Below are 19,522 nucleotides of genomic sequence, written 5' to 3' on the forward strand. Positions count from 1 at the left end.
AAGCATTTCGATTGAATTTATGTGACTCTGATTCAAAGTTGATATTTAAATAAAATGGCAAGGCCCAAGCAGGAAACCCCTACAACCGGTGAACTGGAAGTCCTCAAAGTCCTCTGGAAGCGAGGCCCCAGCACCGTCCGTGAAGTTCTGGAAGAACTAAACACACAAGAACGGACGCGCGCTTATACGTCTGTGATGAGTCTGATGAACGTGATGGCTGATAAAGGTCTGTTGGATCGTGAACCTCTTGGCCGAGCATTTCAATACACGGCCAGACGACCTCAGGAAAAAACCCTCGGGGGCATTGTGAACGACATTCTCGGTCGCGTCTTCGAGGGCTCCGCACCATCTTTAGTTGCCCATTTGCTGGAAGAATCGAAGCCCAATGCGTTAGAATTGGAGCAGATCCGTAAGGCTTTGGAACAATACGAGGAGGAGAATCACGCTTGATGTGGAGTGTGCTGCAAAGCCCATTGGGAATGGAACTGACCTTTGTCTTGCTACACTTTGTGTGGCAAGCAACGGTACTTTACTGTGCTTGGCGTCTGATAAGCACGCTCCCCCAATTCCGGTTGCCGCAATCGCGGTACTGTGGCGCTTTGGCAACTTTGCTGCTAATCCTTATGTGTCCGGCAATTACCTTCGGCCTGCTCGACACACGCGACTTACCGACTGGATCACGCCCTGAACTCTTAGTCGAAGCTTCTACGCCACAGATCTCTTTAGAGACTGAAACCACAAGCAACGGGGCATTCGCATCTAAGGATACAACCTCCGCACAAGATCTGCTAAACACAGCACACAACAACTCTTCGTATTCCCTTGCCAACGTTGCTTATCTCGTGGTGCTGATTCAGCCCTATTTGATGCTGTTTTGGACAACAGGCGTCATTGTGTTGGGATTGCGAATTTGCATTAGCTATCTGGGCACGGTCTGGCTTCGTCGAGTTGGCTTGGGTTCGATTGACTCCGACCTTCTGGTGCGCTATGCCAATTTGGCTACCCGTTTGAATTTGCTGCATCTTCCGCCGGTTGCCTTTTCGCATCGCATCAGTCAAGCATTGACCGTCGGACTGCTGCGTCCGATGGTACTTTTGCCGGCAGCATGGATGACAGAGATTTCACCTGAGGTCCTGGAAGCCGTCCTTTCGCATGAACTTGCACATATTCGCCGCCAAGACTTATGGATAAACTTCCTGCAACGCGTGGCGGAGACGATCTTTTTTTATCATCCGGTGGTATGGTGGATTTCGACGGAAATCCGGCGAGAACGTGAAGTCTGCTGCGACGACTTGGCAATCGAGGCTTTGGGACAACGTCTCGGCTACGCCAAATCGCTGGAACAAGTCGCATCTTGGCAACACGACCATTCCAACGGGATGCTCGCAGCCCACTTTCTCGGAGAGCATCAAGGACAACTGATCGGGCGTGTTCGCCAGATATTGGGAATTTCTACCCCACAAGCAGGCGAACGGTCGTGGCCGGCCGGTTTGATACTGGTGTTCATACCGCTGATGCTATGGGTTACCTCAGCCATCCTCTGGCCAGAGACGGTCTCCCAAGCCAGTGCGGAAGGTACGGCAGTTGCCACCAGCGATGTTGTTGAAGAAGTTCTCCCATCTCTGCATTCTCGTCGCGCCCATCAGCATCAAGCCCTTCCTGCTAACGACGCGGCGCATCAAGATCGAGGGGAAGAGTTGAGCAATCAATCGGTCGTCGAAGTCCTTCACGAGCTTCGAGAAGAGGTTCGCCAGTTGCGAGACCAAGTGAGAGAACTGAAGGATCATCATGATCGTCGGCCACCACCACCTCCACGTCACCACCCTCCTCACGATCGACGACATCGCCCACATCCCGGCAGTGAATTCGACCGGTAAATCTCTCTAGTACGCCGAACCCCCAGCTAGTCGCGTGATTCGTTTTGTTCGCATCTGGATGGCCAATTGAGTTATATGAGTTCACCTTCTTCCAAGCCATCATGGCAACTTCCAACTGGTGTAACGAGAGGGTCACTCGACTATATCGAGTCGCCAGCGATCGCCGACGGTTACGATGAAGATCTGACCTTTGGCAGCGAATTTCAATTTGACGAACAAGTCGTGGCCGACTTTATTCCAGCAACCGGCCTTGTCGCGGATCTAGGATGCGGAACAGCTCGAGCGCTAATCCCGCTGGTCCGTCGCGGCAATCGAGGGCTTGCCGTCGACCTGTCGGACGAAATGCTGCGTATCGTCGCTGAAAAGGCTCAACGCGAAAACCTCGACATCAAATGCCAACAGGCTAACCTGGTGGAACTCGAGGCGATTGCAGACCAGTCGATTGATCATGCGATTTGCATGTTCAGCACGCTGGGAATGATTAAAGGAGCCGTCTACCGCAAGCAGTTCCTTGACCATGTCCATCGCATCCTCAAGCCCGGCGGAAAGTTTGTCGTGCACGTCCATAACTTCTGGTTCAATTTATTTGAGCCAGACGGCTTGCTTTGGATCGCTTCGCATTTAGTCAAATCGAAGTTGACCAGCGAGCTAGAACGCGGGGACAAGTACTATCGCTATCGGGGAATCCCCAACTTCTTCTTACATGTCTTCAGCCGCAGTGAATTTGCCAAGTCACTGAAAACTAGCGACTTTCAGGTGACTCGCCTGGTTCCGCTATGCATGGATCGCCAAGCCGAGCTTTCGCATCCATGGTTATTGGGCAGCGTGCGGGCCAGCGGCTGGATCGCCTTATGCGAGAAACCACCGAGGTAGGAAGTATCACTTCTTTCGACGACGGGAATCGATATCTTCATATTGATGCGGGCCCGGGAAGTCGACAAGACCGCGACGTTCGTTAGGCATCGGCAATGGGCCGGCGATTTCCGCGGCCGCTCGACGTCCTGCTTCTTCTGGTAGTTCGTTGGCTTCAGCAAAGGCCTGGGGCTCTTCCTGGTAGAGATGAATCGTCTGCGTAGGAAACGCAAACTGCACCCCAAGTTGTTTCGCTAAGCGAACGATGTCGACAAACAACCGGTGTCGCTCGCGCAGTTCGACACTCCAGTCGTTGCAATCTAAGTAAAGATTTACAAGGATATCAAGCGAACTGGCAGCAAACTGGTTTAGATAGACCTGATAATAGTCTTTCCGCGTGTAAGGCTGTCGACGGATTAACTCTCGGATCCCCTCACAAAACGCATCGATTTGCTCTGGCGTCGTATCGTACTGAACCGCGATCATCGTCTTGACGCGACGAAACGTGCGGCGGCCCATATTATCGACCTTGGCCGTAATCAGTAAGCTATTGGGCAGGGTCACTAAGCTGTTGTCGAATGTGCGAATCTTAGTACTTCGCATCCCCATTGTCTCGACGGTGCCTTCCACCCCTTCGGTGATGATCCAGTCGCCAATTTCAAATGGGCGATCAACCATGACCGTTAGCGATCCAAAAACATTGCTCAGCGTTTCCTTGGCCGCCAAAGCGATCGCAATACCGCCGATCCCCAACGAGCCCAATAGCCCAACAATCGGCAGAGAAAACGACTCCGCAAAGATCAGAATCCCAATACAGACGGTAAACGTCTTGAGCGTTTTACTGACCGCGGGAAGCAGGAGATCATCGTACTTTCTCCCTCGCTTTGACGCCGAATGGATCAGCAGAACAATCACCAAATCGATGATGCGGAAAATGAACCAGGTGCCGGCAACAATCCCAAACAGTTGAACGCCGTAGATAAGGATTGCTCGGAATAAGTCCGGCAACCGAAACAGCCAAAGACCGAAGTACCAGGTCAGCGCCATGGCCGTCAAACCAATCGGCGTCCAGGCATTTTCAAAAACTTCTCGAAGGTCTTCATCCTTGGCCGTTCTGGCAAAGCGAACACGACGAATGAACTGCAAGAGCCATTGCACGATGACGTCCACGAAGTAGCCCGCAATGACAAGGGCCAGCAAGCAGATCCACTGATAGGTGGGAAGAACGAAGTGCTCTTGGCGATAGAATGGCGGCACCTTCGATTCCAGCCATAGCGCAAAGGTTGGCTTCGGCTTCGGAGCACTGCTTCCGTCCACTGCTTCGCGTTTCTCTACGGCTTCAATGTCCGGTGCGTATTTCTTGGCCAGGCCTCCAATCGCAGCGACCGCTTTCGCGCTAAAACTCCAGAGCCCTTGTGGCCCCTTCGTCAGCGTCATATCGGCAGCATCTTCTTCTTGATCAACAGGAACCCGTCCGTCCCCTTCACCAAAAATGGGCACCTCGAATTGCTCAGCTTCGGTCTGTTCCGGAATCAGCGACGGATCGACCCCCCATAAGGTCGAAAGCAATTGATAGAGTTCGTAAGCCAGATCGAGCTTAGATTGCTTGGGCGTTCCGGACCGTTCGCTGAAATCCATGCATGCGAGGGCCGTGTCATAGTCGCCATTCTGCATTGACTCAAGAAAAGTTGTGACGGCAGCGCGCGGATTTCCTTGCTTCACGAGCAACTTAGGATCAGCCGCCGGGGGATCGACCGGTTTTTCGCTTTTCCCGGCTTCTGGGATAATGCCAGGGATGGCCTGCGCATGAACCGATACTGTCAATGCAAGCTGACATAACAGAATGCCGCAAAGCGCGAAGCGAAACAAATTGCTAGCCATGATTGAAGGGAATCAAACCGTTGACGTTAGAGCAAGAGCGCGATCCATTGCTAACGTTCACTCACCGCGAATCATTGCGGGAAGACATTCAGAGACCAACGATGCTATTCGTTTGGTTCGAAATAAAAAAGGCCCCCGGAAAGTTCGGATCCCAGGGGGGCAAAGGATTCCGTTCTTCTCCGGGAGCGATTGGTCGGTTCTAGGAATCGACATCCTGTCGAATCGAGCCGATTCTTTCGGTTGCAATATTCAAGAGTTATCAAGCCAGCCTGATCGACATCCGTGTCAAACATCCGGCTCACGATCCGCGAAAAACCAGCGAACTGGCTCTTCTTATGCAGGAAACATCTCTTGGATACGCAAGTCCAGACAACCGTCTCGATGCTCCGCAACGAGGACATGTCGTCCGTGTGAGGCGGTAAATTATTGGTTTTCAGAAAACGGATCAACCCCGCTTTCTTGAAAAGAATTTGACAGAAAGAAAGAATTATCCGTTTGCTATCACTGCCTCAGGAGTGACACGCAGGGGAGACTCCCAATCCATTTCGTGACGCAGCAGGTAAACGGCATTTCCTCCTGTGCCGAGAGCATGTCCATGCGCCGACTCACTTCGCGACAGCATGTGCTCGGCTTCGTCCCCTTCCAATGCATGCGAGACTCCGCACGAAATCGTGATTCGAATCACATCGGTTGGCGTTTTAAGCTCCATGCGTGAGATCGCATCCCGTGCACGTTCGGCGACGGCAGCGGCATCTTGACCATCTGCTGCCGGAAGCAAGGCCCCGAACTGGTTATCGGCCAATTGACAGATGTGATCCATATCCCGCAGGGCAGCCCCAAAGACTTGCATCACCGCGTGCTGAATCGCCACAAAGTCGGGATGCTCTTCCACAGGCTTGTCATCAATCAAATCGATACAGGCAATGATCAATGCGAGCGGTTGCCGCTTACGATGAAAGAGAGCCAAGCGTCGATTCACATCAAGGATGAACGCTTCACGACGAGCGATCGTGCTACTCTCTTCATCCACCTCGATCACGGGATCCTCGTTTCGGCGAGCGATCTCATGGCAAGTCTGACCATCGTGCCAGCAACCACGATTACGACCATCTCGCTTTGCCGCATACAAGGCTCGGTCGGCACGTCCGAGCCACTCGCTCGCATCGCTGTCTCTTCCGATTTCGGCGACCCCTAAACTGGCCGTGACATTCAGTTCTTTCTGCTCGAAATCGATGACCAGTCGTTCGATGTTCCGATTAAGACGCTGGGTGGCCACCTTGGCGTCAAACATTTCCGTTCCCGGTATAAGCACGGCGAACTCTTCGCCGCCGTATCGCATCACGTTTCCCCCAATGCCTCGAACGGTCTGACGAATCACTTCGCCCACCTTCTTTAAGCAGAGATCACCTGCTTGATGTCCGTGAAGGTCGTTAAAGGCTTTAAAATGATCGATATCGACCATAACAAGAGACGAAGGACGCCGTAGGTCTCGCTTCGCCTCAAATAGTCGCTCGATCTCTTCATCGAAGACACGCCGATTGGGTAGCCCGGTCAATGCGTCGGTCCGCGCCTCAACACGATGCGACCGCAGCAATTGAGATTGTTCCTGCAAGCGGGCCTCGGCCAAGTTTAGACGAGAGTCGAGATGTCGATTGGCATCGATCAATCGCGAAATGACTCTCGATGCGCCAGCCGGATCCGAAACTTGCGACGTGGCAATCAAATCGTGATTGATTTGCTCGACGGATTGCGAATGCTCATGCACTTCAATTCGTACACCATCGGCTAGACTACGAACACGTTCAACAACTTCATTGATCGTCTCGGCAGCCGCTACGTCTGTTTTTTGCGAGCACTCTTCTAGATTTAGCAGACTTGCTTGCGGATTGTCTTCGACAAGTACTGAAGCGTTATTCGACGGAGACTTTTCGTTGCGATCTGCTCTCTTCGAAGGAAATCGCAACCATTGGGCCGCGACAAACCCAATTCCGAAAAACATCACGCAAAGAAGAAGATGGATCAATGTGAACTCTGACATCTTTGACGACACGACTACTGAGACAGATGTAACGATCGTATGGATTGCAGATGGCAAACCGGTTCGACCGTAGAGGTCTTCAAGTGCGGCAGTCGCACTTAGGGGCAGCAACCTCTACATGTTTCTTATGTCATGCAAGACTCCGGTCAAACGAAACTGCCAAGATAGACTTCGAAAAGCGACTCTTCTTCTTTTTGCGCTTTTTAAAACGTTTTGCGGAATCACCGCAAGTTTCTTAAAAGGGGCCTATACTTACAACGGGAAATCCCCCAGCGGCACTTATGCTGCGCACCAATGCAACGGATTCGCTTGACGGTAGGCGACGATTAATGAATTTTCGGCTTGTAGATTCAGGGGCAGTCTGATGATGCTTGCAAAGAGCAACTCCAAACCTTCGTACCCTCGCGTATTGGTCGTCGACGATGACGACGCAATCATGCGCGCTGTAGCACGCGTATTGGATTCCGACGAATCGATTCAGATAATCGGACAGACGACGCACGCGCAAGCAGCATTGGCGATGGTCGAGTCAACCAAACCAGATGTTGTTCTTATGGACATTCACATGCACGGACTAGATCCGTTCCTGGCCTGCAAACAAATCACAAAAGTAAGTGTCGGTCAGGCAAAGGTTCTCTTCTACACTGGGTTTCCGAAGGATAATTATCTGGACCGATGCCTGGAAGTAGGCGCTGCAGGAATCGTTTCAAAACACTCGGAATCCCTTCGCAATCTCGCATTTGCAATTCGTCATGTGGCCGCTGGTAATACCTACTTTTCTCCTGAACTTGATAAGCGACTGGTGCAGCGTAAAGATGGCGTGGCAACTTCAAGACTGGCCACGTTAAGCGATCGAGAAGTGAGTGTGCTCCGTGAATTGTCGCTCGGTCGAACGCAATCCGAAATTGCAGATGCCTTGGACATAAGCGAACGCACCGTTAATAAAACGGTGGGGGATCTAAAATCTAAGTTAGAAGTGCAGACGATCAACGAGATGCTCATATTCGCTGTGAACGAAGGGCTCGTGCATCCAGAGTTGCAGTTCCTTCAGCGTCGCGACATCAACTCGGACGCTTAATTTGTTCGTTGTGGTATGATGGTTTTCATTGCCCCGGTAACCATCTTCCCCCAGTTAGAACACCATGCTATCCGCCTCACAGAAAGATCGCGCCCTTAGACTTGTGCAAGATCTCATGGCAATACCTGGCACCAGCGGGGAAGAGGCCGAGATCGCCGCGAGGGTCCGTCACGAGCTTCAATCCGCAGGCGTACCCGAACAAGCCATCGCGCACGACACCGCCCACGAGCGTTGCCCCGTTGCTCATAGCACGACAGGTAATCTGATTGTTTCGCTGCCGGGCAGTCACCGGGGACCACGTCGCTTACTGATGGCTCACATGGATACGGTTCCCATTTGCGTGGGTGCACGTCCTGAACTTCAAGACGGAATGCTTGTCTCTCAAGACCAGCACACCGGTCTGGGCGCCGATGACCGAGCAGGCGTAGCCACGGTGCTATTTGCCGCAACGGAAATCATCTCGCAACAGATTCCCCACGGTCCGCTGACCTTGCTGTTCACCGTTCAGGAAGAGATCGGCCTGCAAGGGGCGAGATACCTGGAAGTCGACAAGCTTGAAAATCCCGAGTTCGCATTCAACTGGGATGGAGGAAATCCTGCCAAGCTTACCGTCGGTGCCATCGGCGGATACCGGATGACAATCGATATTCATGGCCTGGCCAGTCATGCCGGAGTCGCTCCTGAAAAAGGGGTCAGCGCGATCACCGTTGCGGGAATAGCGATCAATCGCTTGCATACGCAAGGATTACTCGGAAAGATATCACAAGGCGACCTAATCGGGACAAGCAATATCGGCGTCATTCAAGGTGGAAACGCCACCAATGTCGTTGCGGATCATGTGCAACTTCGAGCCGAGGTTCGCAGTCACCAAAAGGAGACAATCGAAATTCTTGTTCAGCGTTTTCAGCAAGCGTTTCGCCAAGCCGCAAAGGAGGTGCCTAATCATTCAAACCATACTGCTACGGTCGAGTTTGATGGCGATTTAAATTACGAACCTTTTGTCATACCGGCCGAAACACCAAGTGTCCAAGCCGCAAGCGACGTCCTGAACAGGTTAGGAATGCACCCCATTCATGCAATTGCCAACGGCGGTCTCGACGCAAACTGGCTGTATCGGCATGGGATACCCGTGGTATCTCTCGGGTGTGGCCAACACAATCAACATATGACCAGCGAGATGCTGGACGTTGACCAATTCTACACGGCCTGCGAAGTCGCGTTGCAAATCGCGTCAGGAAAGGATTCCCCCAAATGAGTCCCGACGACGAATTATGTCTTTGCTTTCATGTCACGATGCGAAAAGTGCAGAACTTCTGCCGCATTGAAAAACCACGCCGGGCGTCTCAGCTTTCCGAATGCGGAGGAGCCGGAACCGGCTGTGGTTGGTGCCGCCCTTTTCTTCAAAGGATCTTCGAGAACCAGCAGAGGTCCGAAGCCGAAGAACTTCCCAGCGCCGAAGAATATCAAGCTAGTAGAACGGTCTACATTCGCGATAAAAAGAGCCGTAAAGAAGGCGATTCTTAAAACGCCGCAACTAAGCCTGATCGGCGTCTTTTAACGCCTCGGTAGCTGCTTCACGTGTCGGATATCGCAACCAAAGCGATTCGATTTTCGACCGCTTCAATACGTTCAAGCATTCTTCGCTAAGACCAGCGAGAACTAATCGTCCGTCGCGTTTCTTGATCAGCTTCCAAATTCGGATTAGGAATTGGATGAAGAACGAATCGATCGATTCGGTATGAGAAAGATCGATGACAACCAATGGTGGCGAAGTATGCTTGGCAACTTCGACGATTTGCTGAACCACGTTGCCTAGACTTGCTTCGTCAAGATTGACATACTCTGGCCCGAAGTCGAGTATTGTGATGTCTTTCTGGCGCAGTATGTTAACCATTAAATTCAATCGTTTAGCGGCGGAAACCGGAGCTACAGGTTATTGGTTTTTTTCGACTTGAAACGTGAGAACTCGTCAGTCGGAAATGTGGCAGAATTCCGCAGGCGCGATTGTCAAACGCAAAACCGGAGAATTAACAAAAACCGCTCAGTCGGGTAGTTTATCGGTCTATCTCCGTAACAACAACCCCTGAACTTTTTAAATATTTCCGCACTCATTCCCAAACAATTGTATACTTGGCTACCACTCTTAACTATCCGTGCCTTCAGAGGGATATGCTATTATTCGCACGGGTGCCCTTCCCGCAGTGGGTTAGGCAGTACGGTTTACCACAGACTTTCGGGAAACCGTGGGGTGATTTTCTCGCGAAGGAGATGGATCGTTGAGCCGATTTGAAGAAACGGACGCCGAAGATCTTTCGTCCGACAAAGACGAACGCCGCAAGTTTGAGATTAATAACCTTCTCGATCAGATTCGTGAGACTGCGGACAAACTGCAACGCGATGCGGCGACACGTGGTGATCTCAAGCTACTCTCACGTTCGCTGAAAGAACTGCGTTACGCGTTCAAAGTTTTCACCCCGTTTCGGGGAAAACGCAAAGTCACGATCTTTGGTTCTGCCCGAACCCGGCCCGAAGATCCCACCTATCAAACGGCCGCCAATTTCGCTCAACGGATGGCCGAAGACGACTGGCTGGTCATTACCGGCGCCGGAAGTGGAATCATGGAGGCCGGGCATCGTGGTGCCGGGCGTGCAAGTTCGATGGGCTTGAATATCATGCTCCCTTTCGAGCAGCAAGCCAATCCTGTGATTCACGGTGACGAAAAGCTCGTGAACATGAAGTACTTCTTCACTCGCAAACTGATGTTTGTGAAGGAGTGCGATGCCGTGGTATGTCTACCAGGCGGCTTCGGCACGCTCGACGAAGCCTTCGAAGTCTTAACTCTGGTGCAAACGGGCAAACGCGACCTGTTCCCAATCGTTCTCCTGGATGCCCCGGGTGGAACCTACTGGAAAGCGCTCGACGACTTTATTCGTGCAGCACTCCACGAAGGGCATATGATCTCGCCGGAAGATTTCGCCTTGTACAAGGTCACCGATCGCATCGAAGAGGCCGTCGGCGAGATCGAACAGTTCTACAAGGTTTACCACAGCATGCGGTATGTCCGGAAGCAGTTGGTAATCCGTACCCATACACCGATAGCCGAGTCTCTATTGAGCGCTATTCAAACGGAATTTCGCGATATACTCAGCGAAGGAACATTTGAAGTTCGTAGTGCATTACCCGAAGAAGACGAGCCTGAACTGGAAGGCATGTCTCGTCTCGTGTTTAGCTTTAACCGCCGTAATTTGGGACGCTTGCGAATCCTGCTCGACTGCCTCAACGCCGGCTCGATCGAACCGGCGAAACGAGAATTCGTTTAGCATCCTTTAGCGAACCGAGGTTCCTGTCGGCTGGGTGGCAACTTGGGTTTTCGAGGAAGTCTTGTTCGCCTTGAGGTAGGTCATCAAGTCGCCGATCTCTTCGGCAGTCAGCTGATCCAAAAGACCACTGGGCATGATGCTGGTTTTCGATGGCGACAATTCTTCCACGTCTTCCTCGGAAACTTCCGTCTTGTTGCCTTGGCTGTCGATGACGACGTAATTCCCGTTCGGGCTCGTCGAAATCAAACCGGATAGAATCTTGCCGTCGATGGTCAAAATCTGCTTTGTCGCGTATTGATCGGAAATCACGTGCGATGGAAACAGGATCGATTCCAAGATTTGCTTCTTCTGGAAACGTCGGGCAATGTCTGTTAGATCCGGACCGATTGCCTCGCCCGCTCCTCCCATGCGATGACACGCTGCACATTGAGCCTTCTTGAAGATCAATGCACCGGAAGTCGCATCCCCTCCATGGTTTTCCTCAGAGCCTAGGAACTCGAGCAGTTCTTCCAAGTCCCAATTGCTGGACTTGTTGTCTACCAACTTTGCTTCTGGAAGGTCGGGGTGGCTCTCGGCAAACCAGCTCTGCCACGACTCCATCTGCTTCTCGAATGGGTCCGCTGGCGATGCGGCTGACTCGCCGGTCCATTTGACCAAGATTTGATTGACGGCCTGTTTGCAGGTGTCGTCTGAGCGTAGCCCCAACATGATCAGCTGACGAATCGTTTCCGGATCGTTCTCGGTTTGCGTACCTTGGGTCAGCTTCTGAATCACATTGGTCGCGAAGTCACCTTCGAGAACTGGGATTGCCTTGACCAGATACGAGAAGTTCTTGCCTTCAGGCTGCTGGGCCAAGCCGAAAGCAATCGATGCTCGGCGTTCGGGCTCACGATCAAACGCTTTTCGTAGATAAGCCATGTTCTCTGGCGTGCCGTTGCCGGCCAGGATTGCGACAATCCCTTTTCGCATGCGAGACGCGACGGTTGTCTCGTCGCCGACAAGCTCTTCATCGATCATACGAAGCGTTGCAAGGACTTGCTCATTGGGATGCTCCGGCAATTCAAACAGGATTGCTAAGGCTGCATTGGGCCACATGTGTCCTAAGGTCAGAGCAACGTATTGCTCTTCAAGCGTCAAGCATTTTACAAACTGCTTCGTGCTTGTCTCGATGTAACCCCGCAGGCCTTCGCCACCGTCGATTTCCAAGCCTTTTTCCAAATGGCCGAGCAATTTGAGCTTCTGTTCGCTCGTCCAGCCATCTTCGATGAAGGACATATGCATGGCCAGGTTCAGACGCTCGGATGCCGGCAGTTTGCTATCGAGGTGGGCGATGTAACGGTCTGTGATGCTGGAAACACGGAAGTGTGCCAGGGTTCGGATCAGTTCGCGATTCATCTTATGTTCGCCGGCAGGAAACTCTCCGGCTAAACGCTCTGCCAAACCAGGCAAATCACTCTCATTAAGACTCCCACGATCAATGGCCAACTGAATGACACGTAGCAGCGAAAGGAATTCTTGATCGCTCAAGTAGTCATCGAGTCTTTTTTGAGCTTTCAAGGCGATCTTCAACGCAACATCGTGCGAAGGTTGCGACACGAGCGCGGCAATACTGGCCGAGTTGAACAGCGTTGCCGAATCGGCAATCAATGCATCTTCGATCCAGTTCTCGACCGGCTGATTCTCAAGCAAGCGACGAGCCGCATACGCTTCGCGTCGATCGTCGGCAGACAGCAGAGGTCGTAGTTCCTCGTAGGTTACCGTACCGCGGATCTCGCACAGCGTTTCGCAAACTTCCCGTCGAACGGCAGGGCTTTCATGCTTTAGCAATTTCCGCAAATGCTCGGTTGCTTCACTGCCTGGGTAGTTAATCAGTAGCGAAATCGCTTTCTGGGCAACTTCGGCATTCTCGTCTTCCGTCAATTCAAACAACATGCTGAGCGTAGGGGTCGGTCCATAAAGCTGCATTAAATCCAGCGCTCGTGTGCGATAGTACGAAGGGTTCTCTTTCGCGATCGCAACACCTTGAATTTGCGGATTCCACAAGTCACCCAAGTCCGACTGAATCTCAGCGATTCTTTGTCGGCCCCAAGCACTTTGCGGCTGAGGATGTCGGATTGCCTGAGCGATTCCCTTACCGAGGTCGTCGACCCCATCAGGGATGTCCCCCTTATAGACAATTCGATAAAGCCCACCTTCGGTACCGCGGCCGCCGGTCGTGAAGTAGATCCAACCATCGGGCCCAACTTCCATATCGGTCACGTTCATGGGCTGACCCTCGAGCAACGCTTCGCTCTTGGCAGCGTAACCTGCACCATCTGGTGTCAGCGACACGGTGCTGATTCGGCCATTGGACCAGTCGGTGACAAACAGGCGGTTTTGATACTTAGCCGGATACTTAAAGTGATCGTAAACGACCAACCCGGTAGGAGAACCGGCCCCGGTTTCCAGAATCGGAGGAACACAATCGGGATAGTAATTCGGCCACTTCGCCCAGCCGCTTCGCCAACCGAAATCAGAACCAGGCGATACCTGATAGATCCGGGTCGAGCGATGCCATACCATCCCTTCGTCCCACTCCATATCACTATCGTGAAGGAAGAGGTCGCCATTGCGATTGAAAGCCAAGTCGTAGGCATTGCGAATACCGCCAGCCACGATCTCGATGTTGCGTCCTTCAATATCGGTACGCAAAACCATCCCGCCAGGAGCTTTCACACCCACGGCATGGCCACCTGGGTCTTCAAACCGCGGAACCAGGTCACCTTCATAGAAATGGCGGTGCGGGCTCTTCTCGTCCACATCCGACTCAAGCTTGGTGTCGTTGCCGGCCACCATGTAAATCAGTCCGTCTGGCCCCAAGGCCAGCCCGTGGGGGCCGTGCTCGCCAATCGCACCGTTGAACGTAACCAGTGTTGCGACCTCTTCGACGTCTCCGTCTCCATCGGTATCGTTCAGCTTATAGAGTCCGGTCCCTTCAGACCCTTCCCCTACCACGAACACGTCACCATTGAGCGGCAAGATGCCTTGCACGTTTTTGATCGTATCGTTGTAAACTCGCTGCGTATCGACGACGCCATCATCGTTGGAATCGTAGACGAGCATCAAATCGCCCCCTTCCTTAGAGGCGATGATGTTGCCGAATTCGTTGAAGGTCATCGAGATTAGCGCGCCGGTCTTCTCGGCGGAAATGACTTCCTGAATCGCAAAACCAGGTAATATTCGAAACCGCGACTCTTCGGTCGGTTCGTTCTCTAGCGGAGCGGATATCACCTCAGGCTGCGTTGCCTGGGGGCTTTTCGCAGTCGAGATCGGCTTTGCTTCAATTGGGCGCTGCGAAGGACGTGGCGTCTCGGCAAAGGATGGTTCCGGAGGAACTGGCGCACCGCTGTTGGTGTTACTCGCCGCCAATTGCGGCTGCCCTACGTTCCACGGGGTGGTTGCGTTGCCAGGGCCAAATTCCTGAGCACGTTCCCAACGTGAGTCGCTATAGAAGGTCGACTGCCAGAGCGGGAAGGGGCGAAGGTCTGTCTTCCACGACGAATTCGAGGGGAAGCTCACCTTTTGATTGTTGCTGCCGAAAATCGTAATCTCGGCCAATAGCCCGGCGCTATTGCCCTGGGTGTTACGGACTTGGATGGCGAAAACATTGTCGCCGACCTTGAGGTGGTTCGAGATATCGAAATTTCGCCGATTTCGCCAGTTATTATCTTCTGCGATTTTTTTGCCGTTTATCCAGAGCTCATATTCGTCGTCAGCGGTGATCATGATTTGACCACCGGTCATCTGCGAAATGTTGATGCTCTTTCGGAAAAAGCAACTACTGGGTGGAACCTGATCTTTCCGGTGCTGCGTTGCCCAGATCCATTGCGGACTGGCGGCCTGAGCGTGCGCGAAGCTAGGCACTCCGGTCACCAATAGGGTGGCGGCGATCAACAATAGCCAAGGAGTTTTGGGGGTAGTCGACATATTCAATCTCATACCAATGACATAATGTTTGCTCGCATTAGGCAGTCGATGAGAACCCAGCGCGAGCGCAATCAAGTCTCATCCATCCTTCGAAAGATCGGGTAAGGTGACCCACAAAATCAGCAAAACCACTCCAAACGGCAAAATTTGCCCCGACTAGATACGCTAGCCGTCCATTCCACCCCCCAAAAAGTGCATCAGGACAGCCATGACAGCAGCCATGGTCAGTGGCTCCCCTGCGGTGAGCCGTTATTGACCCACTTTTTTGATACGTTTACGATTCCAAGGGATTGATTAGGAAAATTGCATCAATTGGGTCAGCACATAGCATTGCTAGCAGCGGATTTCCCTTGATGCTGTCTTGTTAAGAGGTTGCGTAATGACAAACGTCCGCGGCGCCCTGGGCATCCATCTTTTCTTGTTTCTCACTATTCTGGCTCCACTCGCCGGTTGCACCGGAGGTTCCTCGGAATACTCGGAAGACGAGATCCAAACGAAAATCGAAGAGTTCGACTATGAGAAGGGAGTCAGCGGCTTCGAGCCCCCATCGCTGGAAGAGCTGGACAAGAACAATAAGTGGACGGACAAACCGGTCATCGATCTGCTCGATAAGTTGAAGCAGCAATTGGCCGACTATCAACCTCCGATGCCGCCTGCAGAAGCAGTCAACTTGAAGTCTGAGAACGACGAGCAGATTCAAGAGATCCTCGAATCGGTCAAAGTCCTTCCCAAAAGCGATGACGAAGTCGACTGGGATGCAACTTGGGTGCACCACGTAGCCGGCGATATCAATAGCTTGAACCCACTCACGATGAGTTCGACCTCCGACTTCGACGTCGCAGGGCTAACCGGTGTGGGCGCAATTTCTTCCGACATCGACTTGAACCCAGTAGGTAATGGAACCTACATCAAGTCCTGGCAGGTCAACGAGGACAACACGGTTCACAAGTTCGTCATTCGCGACGACCTGACCTGGTCTGATGGCGAACCGATCACGGCTTACGACTGGGAGTTTACCTTCAAGTTGGTAAAGCACCCTGAGATGGTCGCGTATATGCCGGCCATTTCCAGTGGTATGGAAACGGTCCTCTACTTGAAGGCCTACGACGAGCACACCTTCTGCATCTTCCACGAGAAGTCAACCGCCGTGAATGAGTGGAAAGACGAATTCCCCGTCGTACCAAAGCACATCTATTACGAATCGATCGCAATGGACCCCAGCATGGTCGATAGCGACATTCACTTAAAGCTGGAAGAAACCCCGGTCGTCGGTGGCCCCTACGAGGTTATCTCTCGAACTCGCGGCAAGAATGTCGTGCTGCAGCGCCGCGAAGGCTTCTACATGCACGATGGCAAGCAGGTTCGCGATAAGCCCTACTTCAAAAACGTCCGCATGGAAGTCATCACCGACACCAACACGGCGCTACTTGCACTTTCGTCGGGTAAGATCGACGAAATGCAGATTCCTGCTCCCAAATGGAACACGGATGCCAACACGCCGGAGTTCTTTGCTAAGAACGTTAGAGTGAAAGCTACCGAATGGACCGAGTATCACATAACGTGGAACTGCGAGTCGGAGTTCTTCAAAGACCCTAAAGTCCGCCGGGCTATGAGCTACGGTATCGACTACAAGGAACTCTTAGACCGTGTCTTGGATGGTTTATTCGAGCAAGCCAACGGCCCGTTTCATCCCACATCGTGGATGTCACCTAAGCCGCCACTGCCGATGTTCACGTACGATCTCGACAAAGCCCGTAAGCTGTTGGACGAAGCTGGCTGGGTCGACAGCGATGCCGACGGTATCCGCGACAAGATGATCGGTGACAAGAAGGTTCCATTCCACTTCACTTTGATGCGGGGTCAAACACCGACGTCGGAAAAGGTGGCCCGTGTGATCGTTACCAGCTTGAATAAGCTCGGTATCAAAGTCGAAGAACGTGCTACCGAATTCACCGTCTTGCAGCAAAAAGCCCAGGATCACACGTTCGACGCCATGCTCGGTGGCTGGGGCTCCGGCACCGATCCGTTCTACACCAAGAACATTTTCGGAACCAATCAGACCCGCAACTACGGCCAGTTCTCGAACAAGAGGATCGATGAGTTGTACGAAGAAGGGTTGGTCGAACTCGATCGCTCTAAGCGAGCGAAGATCTACCAGGAAATGGCCAAGATCTTCCACGAGGAGCAACCCTATACCTGGCTCTTCTACCTGTCGTCGCTGCATGGATTCAACAAGGACATGCGTGGTTACGAATTCAGTGCGCGCGGCCCGTTCCACTACTCGCCGGGTATGGAATCGGTCTGGAAGGTTAAACCGCTTTAGCTTAGCCACCCGCTCGATCGCGTTTGAAGTGTTCCTTCCACCAACCTTCCCAAGTCGTTCTAAAGTATGCTGACCTATATCGTCCGTCGCATCCTGATTGGCATCTTCACATTGCTGGCGGTGACCTTCATTGTGTATGGGCTCATCCGGAACATGCCGGGCACACCGCTGACCATCATGCAAGAAACTGTCCGCATGGACGCCATGATGTCGCAGTCTCAGATGGACAAGCTGGAAAAGCAATATCGCTTAGACAAGGACTGGTACGTCGGGTATTGGTACTGGCTGGGCGATGTCCTGCAAGGCGAATTGGGACGCGGCATCAACGACCGCCGCAAGGTCACCATCATCATCAGCGAGCGACTTCCCAAGACGCTTATGCTGACCGGTACTTCGCTGCTTTTGACCTACCTGCTTTGCATCCCCTTGGGGCTCTGGTCAACCGCGAGTGCACTGACCTTTCGCGAACGACTGGTCAGTACGATTCTGTATATCTTGTATGCGTTGCCAAACTTTGTGGCAGCGGTCTATTTGAATTTGATCATTGCTGTCCGCTTAGAATGGCTACCGTTGTATGGTTCGACCGGCGAAGGCTATGCCGAGATGAGCACGCTAGGCAAGTTTGCGGATGTCGTCTCGCACGCCATTTTACCGGTACTTTGCTTGACGTACACCTCGCTGGCCTACTATACCCGCTTCATCAAAGCCAACATGATGGAGACAATTCAGCAAGATTACATTCGCACCGCCAAGGCTAAAGGGGCCAGTCCGACGAGCATTCTGGTGACGCATGCGTTTCGCAACTCTCTGATTCCACTGGTCACCATTATCGGTCTGACCCTTCCGGCTTTGCTGGCAGGCTCAGTGATTCTGGAAACCATTTACCAGTGGAATGGCATTGGCTATCTCTTTTACCAGTCGATCACCATGCGTGAGTATCCGGTGATCATGGGGCTGGTCTTGATGTTTTCGGTTATGACGCTGTTAGGTCAGTTGTTGGCCGACGTTCTGTACGCATTCGTTGACCCCCGGATTACTTATTCGTAACTCATGAGTGCCGTACCTGAACTCGCTGAACAACCCGTCAAGCCAATTAAGCCCGCGACCTCGCAAGGGTTCTGGGCCACTGCCTGGCGATATTATCGTTGTCGGCCAATGGCTATGCTGGGGCTCTACTTCGTTGGAATTCTGGCCGTGGTTGCCATCTTCTCTCCCGCGATTGCCGGCACCAGGCCAATCATGTGTTCCTACAAAGGACACATTTACTTCCCATGCATGGGTTACTTTTACGCCCCCTGGGAAAACGCCATCTTCACAACCGGCGATCACTTCGAGAAACGGTACGAACCTAACCTCAAAGCCAAGGACCCCGATAGCTGGGCCATCTGGCCGCTTGTTCGCCAAGACCCCATCGAACGTGTCCGCGACGACTGGTTCGAAGGGCAGCCCGGCAACCCAGATAAAGCCGATGGCAAACCGAGTTGGCAAAACCTGATGGGGACCGACTCGAACGGCGTCGATGTGTTCGCTCAGCTTGTGCATGGAACCCGAGTGGCTCTGCTGGTTGGGTTCGTCTCGATGGGTATCGCCGGAGCCATTGGAATTACGGTCGGGGCGTGCGCTGGCTACTTTGGCGGGTGGATCGACTTTGTCCTTTCTCGGTTCATCGAGATCATCCTGTGCGTTCCCACGTTAATCCTGGTGATCGCCCTGTTAGCAATCGCCGAACACCCCAGCATTTGGCAGGTGGTCGCCGTGATTGGCCTCACCGGGTGGACGGGCATCGCACGATTAACTCGGGCCGAGTTCCTCAAGATCAAACAGATCGAGTACGTCGCTGCGGCGAAAGCGATGGGAGCCGGGCCCATGCGAATCATGTTCATTCATATCCTTCGAAACGCCTTGGCACCGATTCTCGTACCGATCAGCTTTGGTATCGCCGCCGCCATTTTCACCGAGAGCGCGCTGAGCTTCCTGGGCATTGGTGCCGACACGCTGACTCCTACTTGGGGCCGAGTGCTGCACGAAGGACAAAACAACATCCGCTCGATGTGGTGGCTGATCTTCTTTCCTGGACTGGCCATTTTCACCACCGTGCTGGCCTACAATTTGATCGGTGAAGGCATCCAGGAAGCCACCGATCCCCGAACCCGCGACGCTTAACTCCCTTGTCCAATCCGCGCATAC

General features: G+C 52.8%; 14 protein-coding genes. 10 read left to right on the forward strand and 4 right to left on the reverse strand.

Annotated elements, in window-relative coordinates; all coding sequences use genetic code 11:
* Positions 1-54: 54 nt before the first annotated feature.
* The 3 genes from HOV93_RS08615 to HOV93_RS08625 all read left to right on the forward strand — a co-directional run bounded on the left by HOV93_RS08615 (position 55) and on the right by HOV93_RS08625 (position 2,750).
* Positions 55-450, forward strand: a complete 396-nt coding sequence (locus HOV93_RS08615) for a BlaI/MecI/CopY family transcriptional regulator (protein WP_207396080.1) — start codon at positions 55-57, stop codon at positions 448-450.
* Complete coding sequence (locus HOV93_RS08620) at positions 450-1,877, forward strand: M56 family metallopeptidase (RefSeq protein WP_235990085.1); 1,428 nt, start codon at positions 450-452, stop codon at positions 1,875-1,877. The genes HOV93_RS08615 and HOV93_RS08620 overlap by 1 nt, the downstream gene beginning before the upstream one ends.
* Before the next feature lie 75 nt (positions 1,878-1,952).
* Entirely contained in the window at positions 1,953-2,750 is a 798-nt protein-coding gene (locus HOV93_RS08625; RefSeq protein ID WP_207396082.1) for a class I SAM-dependent methyltransferase, read from the forward strand.
* A 6-nt stretch (positions 2,751-2,756) separates the two neighbouring features.
* Here HOV93_RS08625 and HOV93_RS08630 read toward each other — a convergent pair whose 3' ends face one another.
* Both HOV93_RS08630 and HOV93_RS08635 read right to left on the reverse strand, forming a co-directional pair.
* Positions 2,757-4,610 carry a mechanosensitive ion channel family protein gene (locus tag HOV93_RS08630; protein ID WP_207396083.1) on the reverse strand — a complete coding sequence of 618 codons (1,854 nt, stop codon included), beginning with the start codon at positions 4,608-4,610 and terminating at the stop codon, positions 2,757-2,759.
* A gap of 487 nt (positions 4,611-5,097) precedes the next feature.
* Positions 5,098-6,633: a diguanylate cyclase domain-containing protein gene (locus tag HOV93_RS08635; protein WP_207396084.1), complete on the reverse strand. Its 1,536-nt coding sequence runs from the start codon at positions 6,631-6,633 to the stop codon at positions 5,098-5,100.
* Positions 6,634-7,012: 379 nt separating this feature from the next.
* Between HOV93_RS08635 and HOV93_RS08640 the strand changes: the two genes are divergently transcribed.
* The 3 genes from HOV93_RS08640 (at position 7,013) to HOV93_RS08650 (ending at position 9,250) form a co-directional block, all read left to right on the forward strand.
* Positions 7,013-7,726 carry a response regulator transcription factor gene (locus tag HOV93_RS08640; RefSeq protein WP_207396085.1) on the forward strand — a complete coding sequence of 238 codons (714 nt, stop codon included), beginning with the start codon at positions 7,013-7,015 and terminating at the stop codon, positions 7,724-7,726.
* Between the two features lie 115 nt (positions 7,727-7,841).
* Positions 7,842-8,981 (forward strand): M20/M25/M40 family metallo-hydrolase, encoded by a 1,140-nt coding sequence (locus HOV93_RS08645; RefSeq protein ID WP_235990012.1) that lies wholly within the window; start codon positions 7,842-7,844, stop codon positions 8,979-8,981.
* The gene (locus HOV93_RS08650) at positions 8,978-9,250 is read left to right on the forward strand and encodes a (2Fe-2S)-binding protein (RefSeq protein ID WP_207396087.1); all 273 of its coding nucleotides are present in this window, start codon (positions 8,978-8,980) and stop codon (positions 9,248-9,250) included. The genes HOV93_RS08645 and HOV93_RS08650 overlap by 4 nt, the downstream gene beginning before the upstream one ends.
* Positions 9,251-9,260: 10 nt before the next feature.
* On the opposite strand, the gene HOV93_RS08655 is transcribed toward HOV93_RS08650, so the two are convergent.
* Positions 9,261-9,620 carry an STAS domain-containing protein gene (locus tag HOV93_RS08655; protein ID WP_207396088.1) on the reverse strand — a complete coding sequence of 120 codons (360 nt, stop codon included), beginning with the start codon at positions 9,618-9,620 and terminating at the stop codon, positions 9,261-9,263.
* 382 nt (positions 9,621-10,002) lie between these two features.
* Here HOV93_RS08655 and HOV93_RS08660 point away from each other — a divergent pair, with 382 nt between their 5' ends.
* Positions 10,003-11,046, forward strand: a complete 1,044-nt coding sequence (locus HOV93_RS08660) for an LOG family protein (RefSeq protein ID WP_207396089.1) — start codon at positions 10,003-10,005, stop codon at positions 11,044-11,046.
* 6 nt (positions 11,047-11,052) lie between these two features.
* Here the strand turns inward: HOV93_RS08660 and HOV93_RS08665 are convergent, their stop codons facing one another.
* Positions 11,053-15,012, reverse strand: coding sequence for a DUF7133 domain-containing protein (locus HOV93_RS08665; protein ID WP_207396090.1), 3,960 nt, complete (start codon positions 15,010-15,012; stop codon positions 11,053-11,055).
* A 379-nt stretch (positions 15,013-15,391) separates the two neighbouring features.
* Here HOV93_RS08665 and HOV93_RS08670 point away from each other — a divergent pair, with 379 nt between their 5' ends.
* The 3 genes from HOV93_RS08670 (at position 15,392) to HOV93_RS08680 (ending at position 19,498) form a co-directional block, all read left to right on the forward strand.
* Positions 15,392-17,335, forward strand: coding sequence for an ABC transporter substrate-binding protein (locus HOV93_RS08670; protein WP_207396091.1), 1,944 nt, complete (start codon positions 15,392-15,394; stop codon positions 17,333-17,335).
* A gap of 66 nt (positions 17,336-17,401) precedes the next feature.
* The gene (locus HOV93_RS08675) at positions 17,402-18,382 is read left to right on the forward strand and encodes an ABC transporter permease (protein ID WP_207396092.1); all 981 of its coding nucleotides are present in this window, start codon (positions 17,402-17,404) and stop codon (positions 18,380-18,382) included.
* 3 nt (positions 18,383-18,385) lie between these two features.
* Positions 18,386-19,498, forward strand: a complete 1,113-nt coding sequence (locus HOV93_RS08680) for an ABC transporter permease (protein WP_207396093.1) — start codon at positions 18,386-18,388, stop codon at positions 19,496-19,498.
* Positions 19,499-19,522: the final 24 nt, after the last annotated feature.

Origin of the sequence: Bremerella alba, from assembly GCF_013618625.1 — a bacterium.
In the GTDB taxonomy this organism is placed as follows: Bacteria; Planctomycetota; Planctomycetia; order Pirellulales; family Pirellulaceae; genus Bremerella; species Bremerella alba.

Coding starts and splice junctions, on each gene's coding strand:
- HOV93_RS08625 (WP_207396082.1), top strand. CDS start 1,953: ATGAGTTCACCTTCTTCCAAGCCATCATGGCAACTTCCAACTGGTGTA.
- HOV93_RS08665 (WP_207396090.1), bottom strand. CDS start 15,012: ATGTCGACTACCCCCAAAACTCCTTGGCTATTGTTGATCGCCGCCACC.
- HOV93_RS08620 (WP_235990085.1), top strand. CDS start 450: ATGTGGAGTGTGCTGCAAAGCCCATTGGGAATGGAACTGACCTTTGTC.
- HOV93_RS08630 (WP_207396083.1), bottom strand. CDS start 4,610: ATGGCTAGCAATTTGTTTCGCTTCGCGCTTTGCGGCATTCTGTTATGT.
- HOV93_RS08640 (WP_207396085.1), top strand. CDS start 7,013: ATGATGCTTGCAAAGAGCAACTCCAAACCTTCGTACCCTCGCGTATTG.
- HOV93_RS08645 (WP_235990012.1), top strand. CDS start 7,842: ATGGCAATACCTGGCACCAGCGGGGAAGAGGCCGAGATCGCCGCGAGG.
- HOV93_RS08670 (WP_207396091.1), top strand. CDS start 15,392: ATGACAAACGTCCGCGGCGCCCTGGGCATCCATCTTTTCTTGTTTCTC.
- HOV93_RS08650 (WP_207396087.1), top strand. CDS start 8,978: ATGAGTCCCGACGACGAATTATGTCTTTGCTTTCATGTCACGATGCGA.
- HOV93_RS08655 (WP_207396088.1), bottom strand. CDS start 9,620: ATGGTTAACATACTGCGCCAGAAAGACATCACAATACTCGACTTCGGG.
- HOV93_RS08680 (WP_207396093.1), top strand. CDS start 18,386: ATGAGTGCCGTACCTGAACTCGCTGAACAACCCGTCAAGCCAATTAAG.
- HOV93_RS08675 (WP_207396092.1), top strand. CDS start 17,402: ATGCTGACCTATATCGTCCGTCGCATCCTGATTGGCATCTTCACATTG.
- HOV93_RS08615 (WP_207396080.1), top strand. CDS start 55: ATGGCAAGGCCCAAGCAGGAAACCCCTACAACCGGTGAACTGGAAGTC.